Source organism: Pseudomonas sp. GW823-FHT06B06 (assembly GCF_058795195.1).
This window is the reverse complement of record NZ_JBXAHO010000016.1, coordinates 1-21,933: the sequence shown is the minus strand read 5'-3', so window position 1 is coordinate 21,933 and position 21,933 is coordinate 1. Positions and strand designations below refer to the sequence as shown.

Sequence of the window (21,933 nt, the reverse complement as noted above, 5' to 3'; positions counted from 1 at the left end):
ATGTAGGAGCTGCCGCAGGCTGCGATCTTTTGATTTTGATCTTCAAAAGCAAGATCAAAAGATCGCAGCCTGCGGCAGCTCCTACGGGTTATGTGTATTGAACGCGATACTAATTTGCCAGCGACTATAGCCGGCCCCGCATAGTCGTTTAAAGATTAAAAAGCTCTTTGCTTATTCCAGTTTCTTGAACAATGCATTGCCGCAGCGAGAGCAGAACGCGGCGCCGTGTTCGTGGTGGTTTTTCTTGCACACCGGGCAGTCATGTTGCAACTGTTCGCCACGCATGGCGTTGGCCAGCTCGGCAGTGAAAATACCGGTGGGCACGGCAATGATCGAATAACCGGTGATCATGACCAGCGAGGAAATCACCTGGCCCAATGGCGTCTTCGGCACGATGTCGCCGAAGCCCACCGTGGTCAGCGTCACGATGGCCCAGTAGATGCCTTTGGGAATGCTGGTAAAACCGTGCTCCGGGCCTTCGATCACATACATCAATGTGCCGAACACCGTCACCAGGGTGCAGACACTGACCAGGAACACCACGATTTTCTGCTTGCTGCCGCGCAACGCGGACATCAGGTAGTTGGCTTGTTTCAGGTAGGGGCTGAGCTTGAGCACGCGGAAAATCCGCAGCATCCGGATGATCCGGATAATCAACAGGTACTGCGCATCGGCGTAGTACAACGCCAGTATGCCGGGCACGATCGCCAGCAAGTCCACCAGTCCATAGAAGCTGAAGGCGTAGCGCAGGGGTTTGGGCGAGCAGTACAGGCGCAGGCCATATTCGATGGCGAAGATGACGGTGAAGCCCCACTCGATGTACGCCAGCACGTCGGCGTAGTTGCGGTGGACTGTATCGATGCTGTCGAGCATCACGATCACCAGGCTGGCGAGGATGATCAACAGCAAAATGCCGTCGAAGCGCCGACCCGCCTTGGTGTCGCTCTGGAAAATCATGACGTAAAGGTCTTCACGCCAGTTTTTGCTGCTGTCCATGGGAAACGCCTGAATCGGGAATCAGCGCAGCCTAGGTTGATTCTCCCCAGAAGCGCAAGGCGCAGTGGCCCCTGTCGCCTTGCCGAGTAATTGAGCCACCGTACGAATCAGCCAGCAGGCGAGGATGAACGGCGCGGTCAGCGTGGGCAGGCCAACAGCGGCAAACATCGGCGTCAACAGCAGCGCGCAGGCAATGCCCACCAGTGGCAGCCACGGCTGCTGGCGCTGGGCGCTGAAGGCGAGGGCGGCGAGCACGGCGTTGTAGCCACCCAGGCCCAGCAGTGCGGTGTAGAAGTCGTGGTTCAACAGGCTCCAACCCATGCCGGCAACAGACGCCAACAACGCCCAGCAGAAGGCGCGACGATCAGCCACCAGCAAACCGGCGGCAATCATCGCACCGGCCAGCGGATGACCGAGGAACATCACCTGGCCGAGGCCCTTGAGGGGGGCGGCGAGCATGTTCAGCGTGTTGACTTCGATCAGATGCGCCTCGGTCGAGGGCGTGGCGAAGCACAGCAGCAACCAGCTCAAACCCACGAAGGACGCGGTATAGGCAGGCAGGTACTGGCTGAAGCGGGCGCGTTTGAGCCACTGCTGTGTGAGCATGGCGCTCAGGCCACCTGCGGCGAGGATCAGCGGCGGCAACATCGCCGACCAGGGGAAATACAGACTCAGCAGCAAGCCAAGCAAGACGCCGTTGTAACTGAAGAGTCCGGCCTGGCGATCGGCCTTGGCGTAGCCTCGACGTTGCGCGGTGAGCAGCCCGGCGACGCCGCCAAGCAACGCACCGCCGAGCAAGGCGGGCGCGGTAAACAGAATGGCGAGCAGGCACGCCAGACCAAACAGCGGATGGCGTTGGAGGAATATCTGGCTGAAGCCGTTGAGCAAGGCTTCGGCCCAGTCGGGGCAGTGGGTGTTGAAGTGATTGGCAGGCATGGCAAGGGTCGTTTCAGTACAGATCGTTCCCACGCTCTGCGTGGGAATGCCTCAATGGACGCTCTGCGTCTGCTCTTGGGACGCGGAGCGTCCCGGGCTGCATTCCCACGCAGAGCGTGGGAACGATCATGTAGGGGTTAAATCAATGTTTCGATACGCAAAGAGTTAGTCGACCCCGGCAGCCCAAACGGCACACCTGCAGTGATCAATAACGTATCGCCCCGCTGCGCCATGCCTTGGGCCTGGGCAATTTCCAGCGCCGTAGAGCACACCTCGTCCACCTGACGCAGGCGATCGTTGACCACCGAATGCACCCCCCATGCCACGGTCAGGCGTCGAGCGGTTTGCCGGTTCGGCGTCAGGTTGAGGATCGGCACTGTCGGCCGTTCCCGGGCCGCACGCAAACTCGAGGTGCCTGATTCGCTGTAGTTGACCAAGACCGCCACCGGCAACACGTTGCTGATACGGCGAATCGCGCAGCTGATCGCATCGGAAACAGTCGCTTCGGCTTTTGGCCGGCTGACGTCCAGCTGGGTCTGGTAGTCCGGGCCGTTTTCCACCTGGCGGATGATCTTGCTCATCATCTGTACAGCTTCCAGCGGGTATTCGCCGGAGGCGGTTTCCGCCGACAGCATCACCGCGTCGGCACCTTCGGCCACCGCATTGGCGACATCGGTGACTTCGGCGCGGGTGGGCGCCGGGGAGAAGCGCATCGATTCGAGCATCTGCGTCGCCACCACCACCGGCTTGCCCAACTGGCGACAGGTGCTGATGATGTTTTTCTGGATCTGCGGCACGCTTTCGGCCGGCACCTCCACGCCCAGGTCACCGCGAGCGACCATGATCGCGTCGCTCAATTCGGCAATTTCGCGCAATTGCGCCACCGCTGACGGCTTCTCGATCTTGGCCATCAGGAACGCCTTGTCGCCGATCAGGGCACGGGCTTCGCGAATGTCCTCAGGACGCTGCACGAACGACAGGGCCACCCAGTCCACCCCCAGTTCAAGGCCGAAGCTCAAATCGCGACGGTCCTTGGCGGTCAGCGGGCTCAGTTCGAGCAGCGCTTGCGGCACGTTCACGCCTTTGCGGTCCGACAGTTCGCCACCATTGAGCACGGTCGTGTCGATGGCGTCGGCATACTTGGTGACCACTCGCAGGCGCAGCTTGCCGTCGTCCAGCAACAGGTCCATGCCGGGCTCCAGCGCAGCGATGATTTCCGGGTGCGGCAGGTTGACCCGGCGTTCATCACCCGGCGTGGCATCGAGATCCAGGCGCAGGGCTTGACCGCGATGCAGCTGGACTTTGCCTGCGGCAAATTTGCCGACCCGCAATTTCGGCCCTTGCAGGTCCATCAGAATGCCCAGCGGATAATTCAGCTGGCGCTCGACTTCGCGGATCCACTGGTAGCGCTTGGCGTGGTCGGCGTGATCGCCGTGGCTGAAGTTCAGGCGAAAGATATTGACCCCGGCCTGCACCAGTTCACGAATGTCGTCGATCCCGTCGGTAGCGGGGCCCAGGGTGGCGAGGATCTTGACCTTTTTGTCAGGCGTCATGTTTAGGGCTCTCAAGAATCAGGATGGCGCGGAAGTCGTTGACGTTGGTGCGGGTCGGCTCGGTGACGATCAGTGCGTCCAGCGCCTCGAAATAGCCGTAGCCATTGTTGTTGTCCAACTCGTCGCTGGCGCTCAAACCGAGGGCCGCGGCGCTGGCGTAACTGTCCGGGGTCATGATTGCCCCGGCGTTGTCTTCGGAGCCGTCGATGCCATCGGTGTCCCCGGCCAGGGCGTAGACGCCGGGCAAGCCCTTGAGGCTGTCGGTCAGGCTGAGCAGGAACTCGGCGTTGCGCCCACCACGGCCGTTACCGCGAACGGTAACCGTGGTTTCGCCGCCAGAAAGAATCACGCAGGGCGCCGCCAGTGGCTGGCCGTGCTGGACGATTTGCCGAGCGATACCGGCATGCACTTTTGCCACTTCACGGGACTCACCTTCGAGGTCGCCCAGGATCAACGGACTGTAACCGGACTGACGGCACTTCACCGCCGCGGCTTCCAGTGATTGCTGCGGGCGCGCGATCAGCTGGAAGTGACTGCGGGCCAGGCTCGGATCGCCAGGTTTCACAGTCTCTGATTCCGGGCTTTGCAGCCAGTTACGCACGGAGGCGGGCACGTCGATGGCGTAGCGCTTGAGGATTGCCAGCGCTTCCGCCGAGGTGCTCGGGTCGGCCACTGTGGGACCTGAGGCGATGACCGTGGCGAGGTCGCCCGGCACATCGGAAATCGCATAGGTATAGACAGTGGCTGGCCAGCAAGCCTTGCCGAGGCGGCCACCCTTGATCGCCGAGAGGTGTTTGCGTACGCAATTCATCTCGCCAATGGTCGCGCCGGATTTGAGCAGGGCTTTGTTGATCGATTGCTTGTCGGCCAGGGTGATGCCTTCGGCCGGCAGGGCGAGCAGCGCCGAGCCACCGCCGGACAGCAGGAAGATCACGCGGTCTGTTTCGTCGAGGTCGCTGACCAGTTCCAGAACGCGTTTGGCAACGGCCAGGCCGGCGGCGTCCGGAACCGGATGCGCGGCTTCGACCACTTCGATTTTTTCGCAGGGGGCGCCGTGGCCGTAACGCGTCACCACCACGCCGGACACTTCGCCCTGCCAGCAGCGCTCGACCACCTGGGCCATGGCGGCCGCGGCTTTGCCGGCACCAATGACGATCACCCGACCGCTGCGGTCGGCAGGCAAATGGGCTTCAAGGACTTGCTGCGGATGGGCCGCGTCGATGGCTGTGGCGAACAGCTCACGCAGCAATTGTTGCGGATCGACCGACATGGCGGGCTCCCGGAATTCTTGTTATTCGAAAGGGCAACTCGGATCTCTGTGGGAGCGAGCCTGCTCGCGAATCAAACGACACGGTTTGTCAGGGACACCGCGGTGAATTCTTCGCGAGCAGGCTCGCTCCCACAGGTTTATGCAGGGCTTAGTTCTTGTCGCGAATCGAGAAATTTGCCATGTGTTCCAGGCCCTTGATCAGTGCCGAGTGGTCCCAGTTGCTGCCACCGATGGCCGCGCAGGTGCTGAACACTTGCTGGGCGTTGGCGGTGTTCGGCAGGTTGATGTTCAGCTCCTTGGCCCCTTGCAGCGCCAGGTTCAGGTCCTTCTGGTGCAGGCTGATGCGGAAGCCTGGATCGAAGGTGCCCTTGATCATGCGCTCGCCGTGTACTTCGAGGATCTTCGACGAGGCGAAACCGCCCATCAGTGCTTCACGCACCTTGGCTGGATCGGCACCGTTCTTGGCAGCGAACAGCAGGGCTTCGGCCACGGCCTGGATGTTCAGGGCGACGATGATCTGGTTCGCCACCTTGGCGGTTTGACCGTCACCGTTGCCACCCACCAGGGTGATGTTCTTGCCCATGGCCTGGAACAGCGGCAGCGCGCGTTCGAAGGCATCGGCATCGCCGCCGACCATGATGCTCAGGGTCGCCGCCTTGGCACCGACTTCACCGCCGGACACTGGCGCGTCGAGGTACTGGGCGCCTTTTTCGTTGATCCTGGCCGCAAATGCCTTGGTGGCGGTCGGCGAGATCGAGCTCATGTCGATCACCACCTTGCCTTTGCCAAGACCGGCGGCAACGCCGTCGGCACGGAACAGCACGTCATCGACCTGTGGGGTATCCGGGACCATCACGATGATGAATTCGGCTTCCTGGGCGACTTCTTTCGGGTTCGCCAGGGCGACGGCGCCGGCGGCAACCAGGTCAGCAGGAGCGGCGTCGTGGTGCGCCGACAGGAACAGGCTGTGACCGGCTTTTTGCAGGTTCGCCGCCATTGGGTGGCCCATGATGCCGGTGCCGATGAATCCGATTTTAGCCATGAGAAAATCCTCTCTTTTTGTGTGTCACCCTGTAGGAGCTGCCGAAGGCTGCGATCTTTTGATCTTGATCTTGAAAAACAAAGTCAAAAGATCGCAGCCTTCGGCAGCTCCTACAGGAATGTCATGTTCAATTAAATCGCGTTATGGGTCTTGAGCCAGCCCAAACCCGCTTCGGTGGTCGTCAGCGGCTTGTATTCGCAACCGACCCAACCCTGATACCCAATGCGGTCCAGGTGTTCGAACAGGAAGCGGTAGTTGATTTCACCAGTTCCCGGTTCGTTGCGCCCCGGGTTGTCCGCCAACTGCACATGGTTGATTTCGCCCAGGTGCGATTGCAGGGTGCGGGCCAGGTCGCCCTCCATGATTTGCATGTGATAGATGTCGTATTGCAGGAACAGGTTGGCGCTGCCGACCTGTTCGCGAATCGACAGGGCTTGCGCCGTGTTGTTCAAGTAGAAGCCCGGGATGTCGCGGGTGTTGATCGCTTCCATCACCAGCTTGATACCGGCTGCCTGCAGCTTCTCGGCCGCGTACTTGAGGTTGGCGACGAAGGTTTTTTCCACGGTGGCATCGTCAACGCCTTGTGGGCGGATGCCGGCCAGGCAGTTGATTTGGGTGTTGCCCAGCACTTGTGCGTAGGCGATCGCCAGGTCGACACCGGCGCGGAACTCTTCAACTCGATCCGGCAGGCAGGCGATACCACGCTCGCCCTTGGCCCAGTCGCCGGCCGGCAGGTTGAACAGCACTTGAGTCAGACCGTTGGCATCGAGCTTGGCCTTGATTTCGGCAGAGCTGAAGTCGTACGGGAACAGGTACTCGACACCACTGAAACCGGCCTTGGCGGCCGCTTCGAAACGGGCAAGAAAGTCCTGTTCGGTGAACAGCATGGACAGGTTGGCTGCGAAACGCGGCATGGTGGTCTCCCGTAAATATGTGAGGGCGGCCCCTGTGGGAGCGAGCCTGCTCGCGAAAGCAGTGTGCCAGCCAACATTGTTGCTGGATTTGAAGCCGCCTTCGCGAGCAGGCTCGCTCCCACAAGGGGAACGATCAATCGAGCAACGAAATCGCCGTTGGGGCGTCGTTGCCAACCAGCGCCAGGTCTTCGAATTCGTTGACGGCGTTGATCTCGGTGCCCATGGAAATATTGGTCACGCGCTCCAGGATGATCTCGACGATCACCGGAACCTTGAACTCTTCGATCATCTGTTCGGCCTTGCGCAGGGCAGGGGCGATGTCAGCCGGTTCGAACACACGCAGCGCCTTGCAGCCCAAGCCTTCGGCTACCGCGACGTGATCGACGCCATAACCGTTGAGTTCCGGAGCGTTCAGGTTGTCGAAGGACAGCTGCACGCAGTAGTCCATCTCGAACCCGCGCTGCGCCTGACGGATCAGGCCCAGGTACGAGTTGTTCACCACCACATGAATGTACGGCAGCTTGAACTGCGCACCCACCGCCAGTTCTTCGATCATGAACTGGAAGTCATAGTCCCCCGACAGGGCCACGACTTTGCGGTTCGGGTCAGCCTTGACCACGCCCAGCGCAGCAGGAATGGTCCAGCCCAGTGGGCCTGCCTGACCGCAGTTGATCCAGTGGCGCGGCTTGTAGACGTGCAGGAACTGCGCGCCGGCAATCTGCGACAGACCGATGGTGCTGACGTAGCAGGTGTCCTTGCCGAAAACCTGGTTCATCTCTTCATAAACGCGTTGCGGCTTGACCGGAACGTTGTCGAAGTGGGTCTTGCGCTGCAGGCTGGCTTTACGCTGCTGGCAGTCTTGCAGCCAGGCGCTGCGGTTTTTCAGCTTGCCGGCAGCTTGCCACTCGCGAGCGACTTCGATGAACACGGTCAGCGCGGAGGCGGCGTCGGAGACGATGCCCAGGTCCGGGGTGAAAACGCGGCCGATCTGCGTGCCTTCGATGTCGACGTGAATGAACTTGCGGCCTTCGGTGTAGACGTCGACCGAACCGGTGTGGCGGTTGGCCCAACGGTTACCGATGCCCAGTACCACGTCCGATTTCAGCAGGGTCGCGTTGCCGTAGCGGTGCGAAGTCTGCAGGCCGACCATGCCCACCATCAACGGGTGATCGTCCGGGATGGTGCCCCAGCCCATCAGGGTCGGGATGACCGGGATGCCGGTCAGTTCGGCAAACTCCACCAGCAGGTCGCTGGCGTCGGCATTGATGATGCCACCACCGGCCACCAGCAATGGGCGCTCGGCCTGGTCCAGCAGCGCCAGGGCTTTTTCCACCTGAACGCGGGTAGCGCTCGGCTTGGCCAGTGGCAGTGGCTGGTAGGCATCGATGTCGAATTCGATTTCGGCCATCTGTACATCGAACGGCAGGTCGATCAGCACTGGGCCTGGACGACCTGAGCGCATTTCATAGAAAGCTTTCTGGAACGCATAAGGCACCTGGCCCGGCTCCAGAACAGTGGTTGCCCACTTGGTCACTGGCTTGACGATGCTGGTGATATCGACAGCCTGGAAATCTTCCTTGTGCATACGGGCGCGGGGTGCCTGGCCGGTAATGCAGAGGATTGGAATCGAGTCGGCCGAGGCGCTGTAGAGCCCGGTGACCATGTCGGTACCGGCCGGTCCCGAAGTGCCGATGCACACGCCGATGTTGCCGGCCTTGGTGCGGGTGTAGCCCTCGGCCATGTGCGAGGCGCCTTCAACGTGGCGAGCGAGTACGTGATCGATGCCGCCGACCTTTTGCAGGGCGGAGTACAGCGGGTTGATGGCGGCACCGGGGATGCCAAAAGCGGTATCAACCCCTTCACGGCGCATCACCAGAACGGCGGCTTCGATTGCTCTCATTTTGCTCATGGTTTTGTGCCTCTTTACGTTTTGTAATTGTATACAAGTGGCTTTGCGCAGAGTGTATTCACGGCGGACGGCGCAGGTCAATCCATTTTCTCAAGCGCTCGTTTCATTCGTCGGAAGCCCGTTCTACTGTGGCTTTTCGTCGCATGCGGCGCTTTTCGAGAATTATTGTATACAAAAAAATAATTCATTGTGTTCTATTTGTTGCATCTGCCTGCGGCACAACGAAGCAGGCTACCGGCTTTCCTAAAAACAAAATGAGGACGGCACCATGAGCGCTTTAACCTTGAAAGTCGCAGTCAACCTGGTCAACGAGGCCATCACCGCCGCACGGGCAATCTCCGCCGCGCCCCTGGCCATCGCGGTACTGGATGCCGGCGGGCACCTGGTCGCCTTGCAGCGCGAAGACGGCGCCAGCCTGCTGCGCCCGCAAGTCGCCATCGGCAAGGCCTGGGGCGCCATCGCCCTGGGCAAAGGCTCACGCCTGCTGGCGCTGGACGCCCAACAGCGCCCGGCCTTCATCGCGGCATTGAATAGCCTGGGGCAGGGCAGCGTGGTGCCGGCACCGGGCGGTGTGCTGATCCGCGATCAGGATGGGAATGTGTTGGGGGCGGTGGGGATCAGCGGGGATCTGTCGGATGTTGATGAGCAGTGTGCGATCAATGCGATCGAGGCGCTGGGGTTGAGGGCGGATGCTGGGGTGGCTGCTTGATATTTGATGATTGATCGACCGCTTTCGCGAGCAGGATATTTACTTGCACAGTAAATCCACTGTGGGAGCGAGCCTGCTCGCGAAGGCATTTTTCCAGACACATCAAGCTAAAAGTCTGCAAGACGATATGGCATTTCCAAGGCTAGGCTTTTCATGATTCCATCATGAGAGAGGCAAAGGAATGCCTGATTTAGCTGCTTCGCATCGCTTGAGAACCGGGCGTTATGCCGAGCCCAATCGAATCTATCTCCTCACTAGTAACACACATGATCGAGAACCGATTTTTGCCGATTTCACTTTGGGCAGGTTGGTTGTTCATCATTTTCGCCAAGCACAAAATTCAGGGCTAGTGGACTCTCTAGCATGGGTAGTCATGCCGGATCATTTTCACTGGCTAATTGATCTGTGGCGGGGGTCGTTGAGTGAGCTGATGCAAAGGACCAAATCCTTAAGCACCAAGGCGATCAATCTGTGCACTGGTCGTCAGATTAGTCTGTGGCAAAAAGGCTTTCATGACCGAGCACTGCGCCGTGATGAAGACTTGGTAAAAATGGCTCGGTACATTGTGGCCAACCCGCTAAGGGCAGGGCTAGTCGAGCGGCTTGGCGACTATCCGCTGTGGGATGCGATTTGGGTTTGAACTGGAACCGAGTTGCCTTTTTCGCGAGCAGGCTCGCTCCCACAATGGATTGGGGGGAGTCCTCTGTGTGGGAGCTTGCTCGCGAATGGTCGCGCCGCGGTATATCAGTCCGGCTCACACCCCTTGAGCACCAGCCGGATAATCGTCTGCGCAGCCGCTTCATAATCCTCTTCATCCAGCTTGGCCTTGCCGGTGATAGCAGTGATCTGCCAGTCGAAGTCGGCGTAGGTCTGGGTCGCGGCCCAGATGCTGAACATCAGGTGATTGGGGTCGATTGGCGCAATCTGGCCACGATCGATCCAGGTCTGGATGCAGTCGATGTTGTGCTTGGCCTGGCCGTTGAGCTGTTCGACCAGGTCGGAACTCAGGTGCGGCGCGCCATGCATGATTTCGCTGGCGAACACCTTGGAGGCAAAGGGCAGGTCGCGAGAGATGCGGATTTTCGAGCGGATATAGCCGCTCAGCACTTCACTGGGCACACCGTCGGGATTGAACGGTGTCGAGGCCTGCAGAATCGGTTCGATGATGCTTTCCAGGACCTCGCGATAGAGGTTTTCCTTGGATTTGAAGTAGTAGTAGACGTTGGGCTTGGGCAATCCCGCCTTGGCTGCGATGTCACTGGTTTTGGTCGCAGCGAAGCCCTTGTCGGCAAATTCTTCGCTGGCGGCACGCAGGATCAGTTGTTTGTTGCGCTCGCGGATGGTGCTCATAAACCAGGGGGTTCCTTGCCTGTACTGGCGGTGGCGCATGGTAGCACCGGCCTTCGGCGAGGCTCAAGAATGCTCCGTGCGGCGTCAGGCCGCGCTATGCTGCACGGCATTCATTCAAGAAGGAAAGCCGATTCATGGCAGGAAGCAGTTTGCTCGTGCTGATCGACGACATCGCAGCCGTACTGGACGATGTGGCGTTGATGACCAAAATGGCCGCCAAGAAGACCGCCGGGGTGCTGGGCGATGATCTGGCGCTCAATGCCCAGCAGGTCAGCGGCGTGCGGGCCGATCGGGAAATCCCGGTGGTCTGGGCGGTCGCCAAGGGCTCATTTATCAACAAGCTGATCCTGGTGCCATCGGCACTGGCCATCAGCGCGTTCATCCCATGGCTGGTCACGCCATTACTGATGTTGGGTGGCGCTTACCTGTGTTTCGAGGGGTTCGAAAAGCTCGCCCATAAATTCCTCCACAGCAAGGCTGAAGACCAGGCCGAACATGCCGAACTGGTCGAGGCAGTGGCGGACCCGGCGGTCGATCTGGTGGCGTTCGAAAAGGACAAGATCAAGGGCGCGATCCGCACCGACTTCATCCTTTCGGCGGAAATCATCGCCATCACCCTCGGCGTCGTGGCCGACTCGGCGCTGACCCAACAAGTCGTCGTGCTCTCGGGCATCGCCATCGTCATGACTATCGGCGTCTACGGGCTGGTGGCCGGCATCGTCAAGCTCGATGACCTGGGCCTGTGGCTGACCCAGAAGCCTGGGCAGATGGCCAAAAGCATCGGCAACGGCATCCTGCGCGCGGCGCCGTACATGATGAAAAGCCTGTCGGTGATCGGTACGGCGGCCATGTTCCTGGTCGGTGGCGGCATCCTCACCCACGGTGTTCCGGTGGTGCATCACTGGATCGAAAGTGTCAGTGCGGGGGCGGGCGGTGCCGGGTTTATCGTACCGACGCTGCTCAATGGGGTGGCGGGGATTGTGGCGGGGGCGGTGGTGTTGGTGGGGGTTCTGGCCGTCAGCAAAATCTGGCGAGCAGTCAAAGGTTAAACCCGTAGGAGCCGGCTTGCTGGCGATTGGCCCTTGAGTCTTGTGTAGACCTTTCGAGCGCTATCGCTGGCACGCCAGCTCCTACAGGGTGTTTGTGGCCGATGGTATTACTCGGCGATCTGCAACTTGCGCGACTCGGTGTACACGTAGCGCACCTTCTCATACTCGAACGGCGAGTTCAGTTGGCCATAACGGAAGCTGGTCTGGTTGCGTTTGTCGATGCCGCGCAGGATCCAGACTTCTGGATGGGTGGAGCTGACCTCGGACACATTGAGGAAGTTGATTGCATTCTCGGCGCTGAAGTCGACTGCCAGCCCGCCCGTGTCACGCAGATTGGACGGTCCCAGGATCGGCAGTACGAAATAGGCGCCGCCCGGTACACCATAGAAGCCCAGGGTCTGGCCGAAGTCTTCGTTCTGGCGCGGCAGGCCCATGGAGGTGGCCGGGTCCCACAAGCCGGCGATGCCGATGGTGGTGTTGAGCAGCAGTCGACCGGTGATCTCCATCGAACGCTGGCCCTTGAACTGCAACAGGCTGTTCAGCAGGTTCGGTACGTCGCCGAGGTTGTTGAAGAAATTGCTGACGCCAGTGCGCAAGAAGCTCGGCGTGATATAGCGATAGCCGTCGACCACTGGCAGGAACACCCACTGATCGAACCGGTAGTTGAAGTGGTAGACACGGCGGTTCCACTGCTCCAGCGGGTCGTAGACATTCAGGGCGCCGAGTGTCGAGCGTTCGAATTCGCGCTGGTCCAGGCCCGGGTTGAACTTGAGTTTGCTCAGGGGTTCCTTGAAGCCGTCGCTGTCGATGACGACAGGGGCGTTAGCTTTGCTGTTATCTGCATGGGCAATGCCTGCACTGAGTAACGCGGCGATAAGCAGGAGGTATTTAGCCACGGAAGAACTCCAGCATGGCGTCGCTGTTGACGCGATAGTTAAGGTTGCCGCAATGGCCTCCCAGCGGGTAAACGGTCAGGCGATCGCCAAATGTCTTGCGCAGGAAACCCAGGTCTCCAGGGCCGAGAATCACGTCGTCGGCATTGTGCATCACGGCGATTTTCGGGCTGTCATGCAGGTAGTCCTTCAGTGCATACAAGCTCACCTGGTCGATCAATTGCAGCAGGCTGCCGCCGTCGGTGCGGGCGCGCCACATCGGGATGACCTGTTCGGTGATGTAGCAGTCGAAGTCGCACTGCAGTGCTCGCTTGAAGTACGGCGAGAGGCTGGTGCCTTCGGTGATGGGCGTCTTGGGTGGAGTGATCAGGCCACGACGGTTGATCAGGTCCGACGTAAAGGCGATATCGGCGGCTGAAAAGCGGAACGAGGTACCGATGAGCATGGCCATCTGTTCGTTGCTCAGGTGCTGCTTGGACTGCTGGAAGTCGTAGAGCAGCGCGTCGTTGAGATCGATGTAGCCCTTCTGCTGGAAGTAACGGGTCAGTTTGTTCAGCACCAGCTCATAGAACGTTGTGGTGTTGGTGATGCCCTTGACCTCGGTCTGGACCAGCCGGTCCAGGTTGGTGATCGAGGTGTAGAGATTGACCGGAGGATTAAGCAGAAGCACTTTCTTGAAGTTGAAGCTGCGGCGGGTTTCGTCCAGGTGCGCAACGAATGCCGCATCCAGCGCGCCCAGGCTGTAGCCGGTCAGGTAGTAATCGGTGACCGGCAGTTTAGGGTTTTGCGCTCGCACCGCTTGCATCACGCGATACATGTCTTCGGCGTCGTCCTTGGTGATACCGGGCGTGGCAAAGCGTGAGGCGGCGCTCATGAAGTCGAAGCTGGTGGGCGACGACAATTGCACCACGTGGTACCCGGCCTTGTAATAGAGCTTTTTCAGGTATTCGTTAAGGCTGCTGTCATAGCGCGCGCCCGTGCCGGCGATCAGGAAAATCAACGGCGCGACTTTATCCTGGGTGGCAATGCGATAGGTGAGCTTCTTCACTGGCCAGAAGTTGTCAGGCAGTTCGAATGCGCGTTCCGGGCGCAAGGTGACGCTGCGATCCGCCTGATCGATGTCGTCGTCCAGCGGCAGCTCGGGGCGCAAATCCGGCGGCGTCGTGGCAATCGTTGCCTCGAACGGGTTGGTCAAGGGATAGCCATAACTGGCAGCGTCGATATCGACCGCCAGTGCGGACGCACTCAAAATAAGGCCGCCAAACAGGGCGGCGAAGCGCAAGGAACGGAGCATGACTAGATCCCTTAGAGAAGGTGCCGAATGAAGTTCGCAGGCTATGACCACTGGATCCGCGCCAAAGTGCCAAGCATCGGCACCAAACAGGCCTTAATTCCGAGTAATAGTAGCGCGACGATACACTTTGCAGTGATTGAATGACCAGTTATCAGTTGTTATTGCTTGCGTCGGGCTGCCGGGGGATTAAGCTGGCCGCCGTTTTCGCGTATTGGAGTGCCCCATGTCCCGCCGTTTGCCCGTGATTGTGCTGCTTGTCCTGCTGCCCCTCTGGCTGATCGCCAGTTATGGCGCGCGCTACGGCTTCATGGAAGATGCGCAGTGGGTCGGTATTTGCGTGGATGAGGCAAGCCGTTGGGAATGCCAGGTGCGTTCGAACCTGGGGCTGATGATTCACTTCCAGGTATTGGGCTGGGGCGCGTTGGCTGCCGCCGTGATCGGCTTTGTGCTGCCAGGGCGGGCAGGGTGCTGGTTGGCGGTGCTGGCGCTGGTGTTCGGGTTTCCCGCATTGGCGTTGTACAACACGACGATGGCGGTGTTTGCGGTGGTGATTGCGGGGTTGCGGTTGGTCAGGGCCTCCGGTAGCACGCGATAGTGAGCTTTCGCGAGCAGGCTCGCTCCCACAGTAGATTTTCAATGAACACAGATTTTGTGTACTGCGATGATCTCAATGTGGGAGCGAGCCTGCTCGCGAAGAGGCCGGATGCAGCGCCAAATCAGCCCTTGCGAACCCGCAAGCTGCGCCACAACGCCGCCACCATCAATCCACTCACCAGCGCCCAACCCCAGGCCTGCTGGTTGTGCAAACCTTCCTGATAAAGCTGAGGTGCAATACCGGCGCCAATGATGAAGGTCAACAGGGCGATCTCCCGACGCGGCACACTGACCGGGCGGCAAAGATAAACCAGTGCCGGCACGATGAACGCAACGCTGGGGAAACTGCGATAGCGCGGATCAAATACCAGTTCAAGCATCGTTACCGCCGCGGCAAATCCTGCCACTGCCAGTATCCAGCCAGCCCGACGTTCCAGCGCATTGAATGCCCATCCGCGCCAACCGGTGCGGGGACTCAAGGTTAGCGCGGCATGGGCCAGCACCAGCACATTCAACGCGGTCAGCAAAGCAACCCATAGCCACTCACTGGCAAAACGCGTGGTGACCCGTGCCAGGTCGCCCCAGGCGCCAATCGAGCAAGCAGCCAGCGCCCCCAGCAGTGGCAGGACCAGTGCAGCGCGAGTGCTGCGCACGCGTCCACCGAGAAGCAGTGTGCCCAGGAAGATGAACCCACCCACCACCAGCCACTGCGACCAGTACGGCACATTGGTCACCGGTCCTGCGAGCACGCCCTTGTCCTGGCGATCCGCATCGAACAGTCCCCAGTAACCGCCGACTGCGCCCTCGCTGGCACGTTTCCACGGCTGGTCGAAGGCTTCGATGAGGTTGTAGTGCCAACCATGTTGCTCGGCCATGGCGACAAAACCACGAATGAACCTGGCTTCGTCGACCCGGCTTGGCAGGGCAATCCTGCGTTGACGGCCTTCACTCGGCCAGCCGGTCTCGCCTATGAACACATCCTTGGGGGCAAACATGCTGGCGAACGATTCGCGAATCATGGCGAGTTGCGACAGCGAGACCTCGACGTCCCAAGGGTAATCAGCCCAGTACGGCAGCAAATGGATGGTCACGAAGTCCACCGCCGGAGCGATTTCCGGGTGCTTTTGCCAGAACTCCCAGACGTCCGCATAGGTGACGGGCTGTTTGACCTGGCTTTTGACCCGCTCAATCAGTTTCACAAGCTGTGTGCTGGTGACTTCCTTGCGCAGCAGTGCCTCGTTGCCGACGATGACCGCCGTCACCACGTCCGGGTTGGCATTGGCTTCGGCGATCAGCAGCTCTACTTCCTTGGCGGTGTCCACCGGGCTGCTGTTGACCCAGGCGCCGATCATCATTTTCAACCCATGCTTGCGCGCCAGATCGGGTAGCGCCTCGAGCCCCGTCATCGAGTACGTGCGTATGCATTCGAAGCGAGTTGCCAGCAGCGCGAGGTCCGCATCCATGCGCTCGGGACGCAGGTTGAATGGCACGTCGAACGGCGACTGGTCCTTGTCGAAAGGAGTGTAGGAAGCGCATTGCAGCTTGTGCGAGGCACTGGCGACGTCCGGCAGGATCACCGGTTTGCCCAGGCCATACCAGAAGCCGCAGAGAGCAAACAGCCCCAGCAGGCAAGCAAATAAATACGCAAAAAAAGGAAAACGGGATGTCGCGGACATGGTCAGGCCGTGTGGGAGCAAAGCGGCGCATGTTACCTGCATTTATCTCCCGCTTGGTGGCCTGCATGATTTTGACATGCAAAGTTCGGGCGGATTGCCCGGAACGGTTGTCTGGCGCGGGATTAATGGCGTTCTGATGTCGTTTCTCGCTGCCTTGAGGTCGCTGGCAGAGCAGGTCGCTGATAGCGTCAGGTTGATGATCGCAACTGTCAGTACTCCACTGATGATCGAACGAGTTTGCGGTGGGGCGTGATGGGGGCGCTGTGCACTATAACTATACGTTGACGCGACTCGGCATCCGTCGAGCGCAGCACTTTCGGGGAAGTAACGATGAAGATGCGACGACTTTTAGGCGCAGGTGCCGCTCTGGTGCTTGCGATGGGCTCCACATTCGCCAATGCCGAGAACAAGACCCTGAGCATCGGTTACGTTGACGGCTGGTCCGACAGCGTTGCTACCACTCACGTGGCCGCTGAGGTGATCAAGCAGAAGCTGAATTACGACGTGAAGCTGCAAGCCGTCGCCACCGGGATCATGTGGCAGGGCGTGGCCACCGGCAAACTCGACGCCATGCTGTCGGCCTGGCTGCCAGTGACCCACGGCGATTACTGGGCCAAGAACAAGGACCAGGTCGTCGACTACGGTCCGAACTTCAAGGACGCCAAGATCGGCTTGATCGTACCGGAGTACGTCAAGGCCAAGTCGCTTGAAAACCTGAAGACCGATGACAGCTTCAAAAAACGCATCGTTGGCATCGACGCCGGTTCAGGCGTGATGCTCAAGACCGAGCAGGCGATCAAGGACTACGACCTGACCGGTTATCAACTCAAGGCCAGTTCCGGCGCCGGCATGATTGCCGAGCTGACCCGTGCCGAGAAGAAAAACGAATCCATCGCCGTGACCGGCTGGGTGCCACACTGGATGTTCGCCAAGTGGAAACTGCGTTTCCTGGAAGACCCGAAAGGCGTGTACGGCGCGGCTGAAACCGTGAACAGCATCGGCAGCAAAGAGCTGGCGACCAAGGCACCGGAAGTGGCCAAGTTCCTGAAGAACTTCCAGTGGGCTTCGAAGGATGAAATCGGCGAAGTCATGCTGGCGATCCAGGAGGGTGCCAAGCCTGAAGCAGCGGCCAAGGATTGGGTAGCCAAGCACCCGGAGCGCGTGGCTGACTGGATCAAGTAATAGCTGCACCGCCTTACCCTGTGGGAGCGAGCCTGCTCGCGAAGCGTTCTGTCAGTTGACCGAGATGTCGACTGATCTGACGCTTTCGCGAGCAGGCTCGCTCCCACATTTATTTATTCTTGCTGGACTTTGGCGAATACGTCACGTGGTTCTAAGACTAAGGTCGTCTGGAACCTGCCCCGCAGCCGCATAGAGTGGATACCGTTCCAACTAAATCTGTGCTGCGAGGATAAAAACAATGAACGACAGCATTTACCTCTCGATTCAAAACAGCCCGCGATTCAAGGAGCTGGTTAGCAAGAGGGAACGATTCGCCTGGATTCTTTCGGCGATCATGCTAGGGCTTTACTCCGGATTCATCCTTTTGATTGCTTACGGGCCGCAGGTGCTGGGGGCGAAAATCAGCCCTGAGTCATCGATTACCTGGGGCATACCGATAGGTGTCGGGCTGATTGTTTCAGCCTTCATCCTGACCGGGATCTACGTACGACGCGCCAATGGCGAATTCGACGACTTGAACAATGCGATTCTCAAGGAGGCTCAGCAATGATCCGGCGTCTAATGGCTCTCTTGAGCATCGCAGCCTTCGCACCGGGCGCCTGGGCGGCTGACGCCCTGACCGGCGCCGTGCAGAAACAACCGCTTAACGTGTCGGCGATTCTGATGTTCGTCGCATTCGTTGGCGCGACCCTGTGCATCACCTACTGGGCGTCCAAGAAAAACAAGTCGGCCTCCGATTACTACGCGGCGGGCGGCAAGATCACCGGCTTCCAGAACGGCCTGGCGATTGCCGGTGACTACATGTCGGCGGCGTCCTTCCTGGGTATTTCCGCGCTGGTGTTTACCTCCGGCTACGATGGCCTGATCTACTCGATCGGCTTCCTGGTGGGCTGGCCGATCATTCTGTTCCTGATCGCCGAGCGCCTGCGCAACCTGGGCAAATACACCTTTGCCGACGTGGCGTCCTATCGCCTGGGGCAAACCCAGATCCGCTCGCTGTCCGCTTGCGGTTCACTGGTCGTGGTGGCGTTCTACCTGATCGCGCAAATGGTCGGTGCCGGCAAGCTGATCCAGCTGCTGTTCGGTCTCGACTACCACGTTGCGGTGATCCTGGTCGGTATCCTGATGTGCATGTACGTGCTGTTCGGCGGCATGCTGGCGACCACCTGGGTGCAGATCATCAAGGCTGTGTTGCTGCTGTCCGGCGCTTCCTTCATGGCGCTGATGGTGATGAAGCACGTCAACTTCGACTTCAACATGTTGTTCTCCGAGGCGATCAAGGTTCACCCTAAAGGTGAAGCGATCATGAGCCCGGGCGGCCTGGTGAAAGATCCGATCTCGGCATTCTCCCTGGGGTTGGCGCTGATGTTCGGTACCGCTGGCCTGCCGCACATCCTGATGCGCTTCTTCACCGTGAGTGACGCAAAAGAAGCGCGCAAGAGCGTGTTGTACGCCACCGGCTTCATCGGCTACTTCTATATCCTGACCTTCATCATCGGCTTCGGCGCGATCCTGCTGGTCAGCACCAACCCGGCCTTCAAGGATGCGGCTGGCGCGCTGTTGGGCGGTAACAACATGGCGGCGGTGCACCTGGCCAATGCGGTCGGTGGCAGTATCTTCCTGGGCTTCATCTCGGCGGTAGCGTTCGCAACCATCCTGGCAGTGGTGGCCGGCCTGACCCTCGCCGGTGCCTCGGCGGTGTCCCATGACCTGTACGCCAGCGTGATCAAGAAGGGCAAGGCCAACGAGAAGGACGAGATCCGCGTGTCGAAAATCACCACCATCGCCCTGGCGGTGCTGGCGATCGGCCTCGGCATCCTTTTCGAAAGCCAGAACATCGCGTTCATGGTCGGCCTGGCATTCTCTATCGCGGCGAGCTGCAACTTCCCGGTGCTGCTGCTTTCCATGTACTGGAAAAAGCTGACCACTCGCGGCGCGATGATTGGTGGCTGGATGGGTCTGGTGAGCGCTGTGGGCTTGATGGTGCTTGGCCCGACCATCTGGGTGCAGATCCTGCATCACGAGAAGGCGATCTTCCCGTATGAGTACCCTGCACTGTTCTCGATGATCATTGCCTTTATCGGGATCTGGTTCTTCTCGATTACCGACAAGTCGACGGCGGCTGACAACGAGCGGGCGCTGTTCTTCCCGCAGTTCGTTCGTTCGCAGACTGGTTTGGGGGCGAGCGGGGCGGTTTCGCACTAAGGCTTCAAGTTTGTTGGCTTAAATAGAAATGCCCCGATTGAGAGATTGGGGCATTTTTTTTGGGCGGTTATCGGACATTTTAGACGTGAGATTTGTCTGCGAAGGCGGCCTTACAGCCGACCTATCTTTTGTTAACCGGGTACATATCCATTCCTGCGGTAACGGCGACTTATGGTTTCGCCCTTACGGCGACTCACTTTTTTACAAGCGCCTAAAAAAGTAAGCAAAAAAACGCTCGCCCCAGCGTCCGGCCCCTCGCTGGGGCTCGGCGTTCCTTCGCTCCGGTGTCCATCCGGGGACACTGCCCTCCGGTTGGCTTCGCTGGCACCTACATGCAGCGTGTTCGACTGCGTCGAACGGCGCTGCGCGCCACTCCCCGGATGAACACCGGAACGAGGCCTCCCGATATAGGTTGTCCGTTCCTTTCTTCTTCCATACTTCAGCGTCTGGAAGTCAGTTTTATCAAGGAAGGAACATGCACCTGTGGGCTACGAATATGCCTCCCAAGCACGTGATGATTACCCCTTCACTTTCGAGCCCACAGGTGCGCTTGCGCCCTCTAACGAATACTCAGGGAAAGCCCGACACGGCTCTCTATATCGCTTTCGCTGGACGCAAGCATGCATGTCCCTGCATGTACTTTAGCGCCGGTGGAGGTTGTTGATGCAAACGCTCCTGTCTCAGAGATTCACTGCTTATGTCGGAATAGATTGGGCCGATACCAAGCACGACGTGTGTTTGCAGGTCGCGGGGGAATCCCGGCGGCACTTCTCTGTGATCGACCACACGCCCCAGTCGATTGATCGCTGGGCGAAATCGTTATTTGAGCGCTACGGCGCTCCGATTGCGATTGCTCTTGAGCTCAACAAAGGCCCGTTGGTGGCGGCCCTGCAAAAGTACGAGTTCTTTTGCCTGTTCCCCATCAATCCGAGTACCTTGGCCAAACACCGTAAAGCCTTTGTCGGCAGCGGTGCCAAGGATGATCCGACCGATGCGCAATGGGCGCTTGAGTTGTTGCTCACCTATCCCCAACGGTTTGCGCAGCTGATGCCGCAAAGCCCGGCGATGCGTATTTTGGCCAGCCTGACAGAACATCGACGGGCACTGGTTGATGAGCGAGTAAAGGTCAGCAACCGCCTGATCTGTACGCTCAAACAGTACTATCCAGCGGCCCTGGAGCTGTTTAGCAATCATGACAGCGTGGTGTTCTGTGACTTTCTGATGCGCTGGCCCACGCTTGAACACCTCAAGCGCTCTCGCCAGAGTACTTTTCTCAAGTTCTTTAACGAGCACAACGCTCGTCACGCTCAACTCAATCAAACGCGCTGGGAAATCATCACCCAAGCGATGCCCTTGACGCAGGACCCGGGGGTAATACGTCCTTCGCAGTTGTACGCAACAGCCTTGGCGTCGCAACTCAAAGGGCTCATTTGCACCCTCAAGGATTTTGATCGCGAGATTCAAGAAACGGCCAACAGCTTGGCCGATTACCCGATCTTCAAGGCACTCCCTGGCGCCGGCCAACATCTTGCACCGCGTCTGATGGTGGCTTTTGGTGAACAGCGTGATCGATTTAGCGACGCCAATGCAATGCAGCGATATGCCGGAATCGCACCCGTGACCCAGCGTAGCGGCAAGAAGACAGTGGTGTATTGGCGCTACCAATGCTCAACCTTCTTGCGTCAGACCTTTGTGGAATGGGCCGCTCACAGCATCACTCAATCAACGTGGGCCGAGGCTTATTATCGGCAGCAGCGGGCTAAAGGCTGCTCATACCAGGCGACCCTGAGAGCACTCGCTTTCAAGTGGATCAGAATCGTCTATAGGTGCTGGAAAACCAGCACCTACTATGACGAAAAGGCTTACTTGCAGGCTTTGACGGGGCGTGGATCCACGTTGGTAGAGGCGCCGATGGAGGTAGTCTCAGGTTGACGGACAGGCTCAGGGCGTGAAGGGGCGGGTAGATCAAGATCAAAAGCTGAAGGCGAGCTAACGCTCGGCCTGATGAGTGGTGAGGGGCGGGTGTGCGCCAAAGTGTTTTTGTAGGGGAAAGGGTTGCCCGTGATGGCGGCCTGCGGCCGACGTGATTTTTGCAGATACCCCCAATTCCCTGTGGGAGCCAGCCTGCTGGCGATGGACGTCAACGATAACGCACCCTGTCTGGATGAATGCGTTGCCTGGATGTTCATCGCGAGCAGGCTCGCTCCCACAGGGGAATGTGGTCAGACCTGCAATCAGGTCGGCTGTCAGGCCGCCTCGCTTCCGCGTTTGATCTTGATCCGGTTTTTGATTTTCTTGCCCCCTCGAGAGGCCGAGTGGAGGTTCTGCGCAGTGGGTAAACCGGCATGGATGCCGGTTTAG

19 protein-coding genes are annotated in these 21,933 nt (G+C 59.3%); 8 read left to right on the top strand and 11 right to left on the bottom strand.

Annotated features, from left to right (window positions below; translation table 11 throughout):
• Positions 1 to 171: 171 nt before the first annotated feature.
• The 7 genes from AC1Q8Q_RS16245 to gcl form a co-directional block, all read right to left on the bottom strand.
• On the bottom strand, positions 172 to 996 hold the full coding sequence (locus tag AC1Q8Q_RS16245; RefSeq protein WP_020797002.1) for an ion transporter: 825 nt from the start codon (positions 994 to 996) through the stop codon (positions 172 to 174).
• A 21-nt stretch (positions 997 to 1,017) separates the two neighbouring features.
• Positions 1,018 to 1,932 (bottom strand): urea transporter, encoded by a 915-nt coding sequence (locus AC1Q8Q_RS16240; protein ID WP_168757462.1) that lies wholly within the window; start codon positions 1,930 to 1,932, stop codon positions 1,018 to 1,020.
• Between the two features lie 137 nt (positions 1,933 to 2,069).
• Positions 2,070 to 3,485 (bottom strand): pyruvate kinase, encoded by a 1,416-nt coding sequence (gene pyk / locus AC1Q8Q_RS16235; RefSeq protein ID WP_168757463.1) that lies wholly within the window; start codon positions 3,483 to 3,485, stop codon positions 2,070 to 2,072.
• Complete coding sequence (locus AC1Q8Q_RS16230; protein ID WP_168757464.1) at positions 3,475 to 4,755, bottom strand: glycerate kinase type-2 family protein; 1,281 nt, start codon at positions 4,753 to 4,755, stop codon at positions 3,475 to 3,477. Before AC1Q8Q_RS16230 ends, pyk begins: the two co-directional genes overlap by 11 nt.
• Positions 4,756 to 4,903: 148 nt before the next feature.
• The gene (locus tag AC1Q8Q_RS16225; protein WP_020797007.1) at positions 4,904 to 5,797 is read right to left on the bottom strand and encodes a 2-hydroxy-3-oxopropionate reductase; all 894 of its coding nucleotides are present in this window, start codon (positions 5,795 to 5,797) and stop codon (positions 4,904 to 4,906) included.
• 131 nt (positions 5,798 to 5,928) lie between these two features.
• Entirely contained in the window at positions 5,929 to 6,711 is a 783-nt protein-coding gene (gene hyi, locus AC1Q8Q_RS16220) for a hydroxypyruvate isomerase (RefSeq protein WP_020797009.1), read from the bottom strand.
• A 133-nt stretch (positions 6,712 to 6,844) separates the two neighbouring features.
• Positions 6,845 to 8,620, bottom strand: a complete 1,776-nt coding sequence (gcl, locus tag AC1Q8Q_RS16215) for a glyoxylate carboligase (protein WP_020797010.1) — start codon at positions 8,618 to 8,620, stop codon at positions 6,845 to 6,847.
• A 268-nt stretch (positions 8,621 to 8,888) separates the two neighbouring features.
• Between gcl and AC1Q8Q_RS16210 the strand changes: the two genes are divergently transcribed.
• Together AC1Q8Q_RS16210 and AC1Q8Q_RS16205 are read left to right on the top strand one after the other, a co-directional pair.
• Positions 8,889 to 9,329: a GlcG/HbpS family heme-binding protein gene (locus tag AC1Q8Q_RS16210; RefSeq protein WP_020797011.1), complete on the top strand. Its 441-nt coding sequence runs from the start codon at positions 8,889 to 8,891 to the stop codon at positions 9,327 to 9,329.
• 181 nt (positions 9,330 to 9,510) lie between these two features.
• Entirely contained in the window at positions 9,511 to 9,969 is a 459-nt protein-coding gene (locus AC1Q8Q_RS16205; RefSeq protein ID WP_168757465.1) for an REP-associated tyrosine transposase, read from the top strand.
• A 104-nt stretch (positions 9,970 to 10,073) separates the two neighbouring features.
• Here AC1Q8Q_RS16205 and AC1Q8Q_RS16200 read toward each other — a convergent pair whose 3' ends face one another.
• Positions 10,074 to 10,679, bottom strand: a complete 606-nt coding sequence (locus AC1Q8Q_RS16200) for a TetR/AcrR family transcriptional regulator (protein WP_033043606.1) — start codon at positions 10,677 to 10,679, stop codon at positions 10,074 to 10,076.
• A gap of 134 nt (positions 10,680 to 10,813) precedes the next feature.
• Between AC1Q8Q_RS16200 and AC1Q8Q_RS16195 the strand changes: the two genes are divergently transcribed.
• Complete coding sequence (locus AC1Q8Q_RS16195) at positions 10,814 to 11,728, top strand: DUF808 domain-containing protein (RefSeq protein ID WP_020797015.1); 915 nt, start codon at positions 10,814 to 10,816, stop codon at positions 11,726 to 11,728.
• A gap of 107 nt (positions 11,729 to 11,835) precedes the next feature.
• On the opposite strand, the gene AC1Q8Q_RS16190 is transcribed toward AC1Q8Q_RS16195, so the two are convergent.
• Together AC1Q8Q_RS16190 and AC1Q8Q_RS16185 are read right to left on the bottom strand one after the other, a co-directional pair.
• On the bottom strand, positions 11,836 to 12,624 hold the full coding sequence (locus tag AC1Q8Q_RS16190) for an MlaA family lipoprotein (RefSeq protein WP_020797016.1): 789 nt from the start codon (positions 12,622 to 12,624) through the stop codon (positions 11,836 to 11,838).
• Positions 12,617 to 13,915, bottom strand: coding sequence for a serine/threonine protein kinase (locus tag AC1Q8Q_RS16185; RefSeq protein ID WP_492615256.1), 1,299 nt, complete (start codon positions 13,913 to 13,915; stop codon positions 12,617 to 12,619). Before AC1Q8Q_RS16185 ends, AC1Q8Q_RS16190 begins: the two co-directional genes overlap by 8 nt.
• A 223-nt stretch (positions 13,916 to 14,138) precedes the next feature.
• Here AC1Q8Q_RS16185 and AC1Q8Q_RS16180 point away from each other — a divergent pair, with 223 nt between their 5' ends.
• Positions 14,139 to 14,510 (top strand): hypothetical protein, encoded by a 372-nt coding sequence (locus tag AC1Q8Q_RS16180; protein WP_492615255.1) that lies wholly within the window; start codon positions 14,139 to 14,141, stop codon positions 14,508 to 14,510.
• 121 nt (positions 14,511 to 14,631) lie between these two features.
• Here the strand turns inward: AC1Q8Q_RS16180 and AC1Q8Q_RS16175 are convergent, their stop codons facing one another.
• The gene (locus tag AC1Q8Q_RS16175; protein ID WP_492615254.1) at positions 14,632 to 16,227 is read right to left on the bottom strand and encodes a glycoside hydrolase family 17 protein; all 1,596 of its coding nucleotides are present in this window, start codon (positions 16,225 to 16,227) and stop codon (positions 14,632 to 14,634) included.
• 288 nt (positions 16,228 to 16,515) lie between these two features.
• Between AC1Q8Q_RS16175 and AC1Q8Q_RS16170 the strand changes: the two genes are divergently transcribed.
• The 4 genes from AC1Q8Q_RS16170 (at position 16,516) to AC1Q8Q_RS16155 (ending at position 21,504) form a co-directional block, all read left to right on the top strand.
• Positions 16,516 to 17,367: a glycine betaine ABC transporter substrate-binding protein gene (locus AC1Q8Q_RS16170; RefSeq protein ID WP_492615253.1), complete on the top strand. Its 852-nt coding sequence runs from the start codon at positions 16,516 to 16,518 to the stop codon at positions 17,365 to 17,367.
• 238 nt (positions 17,368 to 17,605) lie between these two features.
• Positions 17,606 to 17,917, top strand: coding sequence for a DUF485 domain-containing protein (locus AC1Q8Q_RS16165; protein WP_008052644.1), 312 nt, complete (start codon positions 17,606 to 17,608; stop codon positions 17,915 to 17,917).
• Positions 17,914 to 19,572: a cation acetate symporter gene (locus AC1Q8Q_RS16160; protein ID WP_033044527.1), complete on the top strand. Its 1,659-nt coding sequence runs from the start codon at positions 17,914 to 17,916 to the stop codon at positions 19,570 to 19,572. The genes AC1Q8Q_RS16165 and AC1Q8Q_RS16160 overlap by 4 nt, the downstream gene beginning before the upstream one ends.
• A 663-nt stretch (positions 19,573 to 20,235) precedes the next feature.
• Complete coding sequence (locus tag AC1Q8Q_RS16155; protein WP_042955929.1) at positions 20,236 to 21,504, top strand: IS110 family RNA-guided transposase; 1,269 nt, start codon at positions 20,236 to 20,238, stop codon at positions 21,502 to 21,504.
• Positions 21,505 to 21,933: the final 429 nt, after the last annotated feature.

Bases quoted from the DNA above. Each gene is read 5' to 3' on its own strand.
- AC1Q8Q_RS16245 (WP_020797002.1), bottom strand. From the start codon at position 996: ATGGACAGCAGCAAAAACTGGCGTGAAGACCTTTACGTCATGATTTTC.
- AC1Q8Q_RS16240 (WP_168757462.1), bottom strand. From the start codon at position 1,932: ATGCCTGCCAATCACTTCAACACCCACTGCCCCGACTGGGCCGAAGCC.
- pyk (WP_168757463.1), bottom strand. From the start codon at position 3,485: ATGACGCCTGACAAAAAGGTCAAGATCCTCGCCACCCTGGGCCCCGCT.
- AC1Q8Q_RS16230 (WP_168757464.1), bottom strand. From the start codon at position 4,755: ATGTCGGTCGATCCGCAACAATTGCTGCGTGAGCTGTTCGCCACAGCC.
- AC1Q8Q_RS16225 (WP_020797007.1), bottom strand. From the start codon at position 5,797: ATGGCTAAAATCGGATTCATCGGCACCGGCATCATGGGCCACCCAATG.
- hyi (WP_020797009.1), bottom strand. From the start codon at position 6,711: ATGCCGCGTTTCGCAGCCAACCTGTCCATGCTGTTCACCGAACAGGAC.
- gcl (WP_020797010.1), bottom strand. From the start codon at position 8,620: ATGAGCAAAATGAGAGCAATCGAAGCCGCCGTTCTGGTGATGCGCCGT.
- AC1Q8Q_RS16210 (WP_020797011.1), top strand. From the start codon at position 8,889: ATGAGCGCTTTAACCTTGAAAGTCGCAGTCAACCTGGTCAACGAGGCC.
- AC1Q8Q_RS16205 (WP_168757465.1), top strand. From the start codon at position 9,511: ATGCCTGATTTAGCTGCTTCGCATCGCTTGAGAACCGGGCGTTATGCC.
- AC1Q8Q_RS16200 (WP_033043606.1), bottom strand. From the start codon at position 10,679: ATGAGCACCATCCGCGAGCGCAACAAACAACTGATCCTGCGTGCCGCC.
- AC1Q8Q_RS16195 (WP_020797015.1), top strand. From the start codon at position 10,814: ATGGCAGGAAGCAGTTTGCTCGTGCTGATCGACGACATCGCAGCCGTA.
- AC1Q8Q_RS16185 (WP_492615256.1), bottom strand. From the start codon at position 13,915: ATGCTCCGTTCCTTGCGCTTCGCCGCCCTGTTTGGCGGCCTTATTTTG.
- AC1Q8Q_RS16180 (WP_492615255.1), top strand. From the start codon at position 14,139: ATGTCCCGCCGTTTGCCCGTGATTGTGCTGCTTGTCCTGCTGCCCCTC.
- AC1Q8Q_RS16175 (WP_492615254.1), bottom strand. From the start codon at position 16,227: ATGCAGGTAACATGCGCCGCTTTGCTCCCACACGGCCTGACCATGTCC.
- AC1Q8Q_RS16170 (WP_492615253.1), top strand. From the start codon at position 16,516: ATGAAGATGCGACGACTTTTAGGCGCAGGTGCCGCTCTGGTGCTTGCG.
- AC1Q8Q_RS16165 (WP_008052644.1), top strand. From the start codon at position 17,606: ATGAACGACAGCATTTACCTCTCGATTCAAAACAGCCCGCGATTCAAG.
- AC1Q8Q_RS16160 (WP_033044527.1), top strand. From the start codon at position 17,914: ATGATCCGGCGTCTAATGGCTCTCTTGAGCATCGCAGCCTTCGCACCG.
- AC1Q8Q_RS16155 (WP_042955929.1), top strand. From the start codon at position 20,236: ATGCAAACGCTCCTGTCTCAGAGATTCACTGCTTATGTCGGAATAGAT.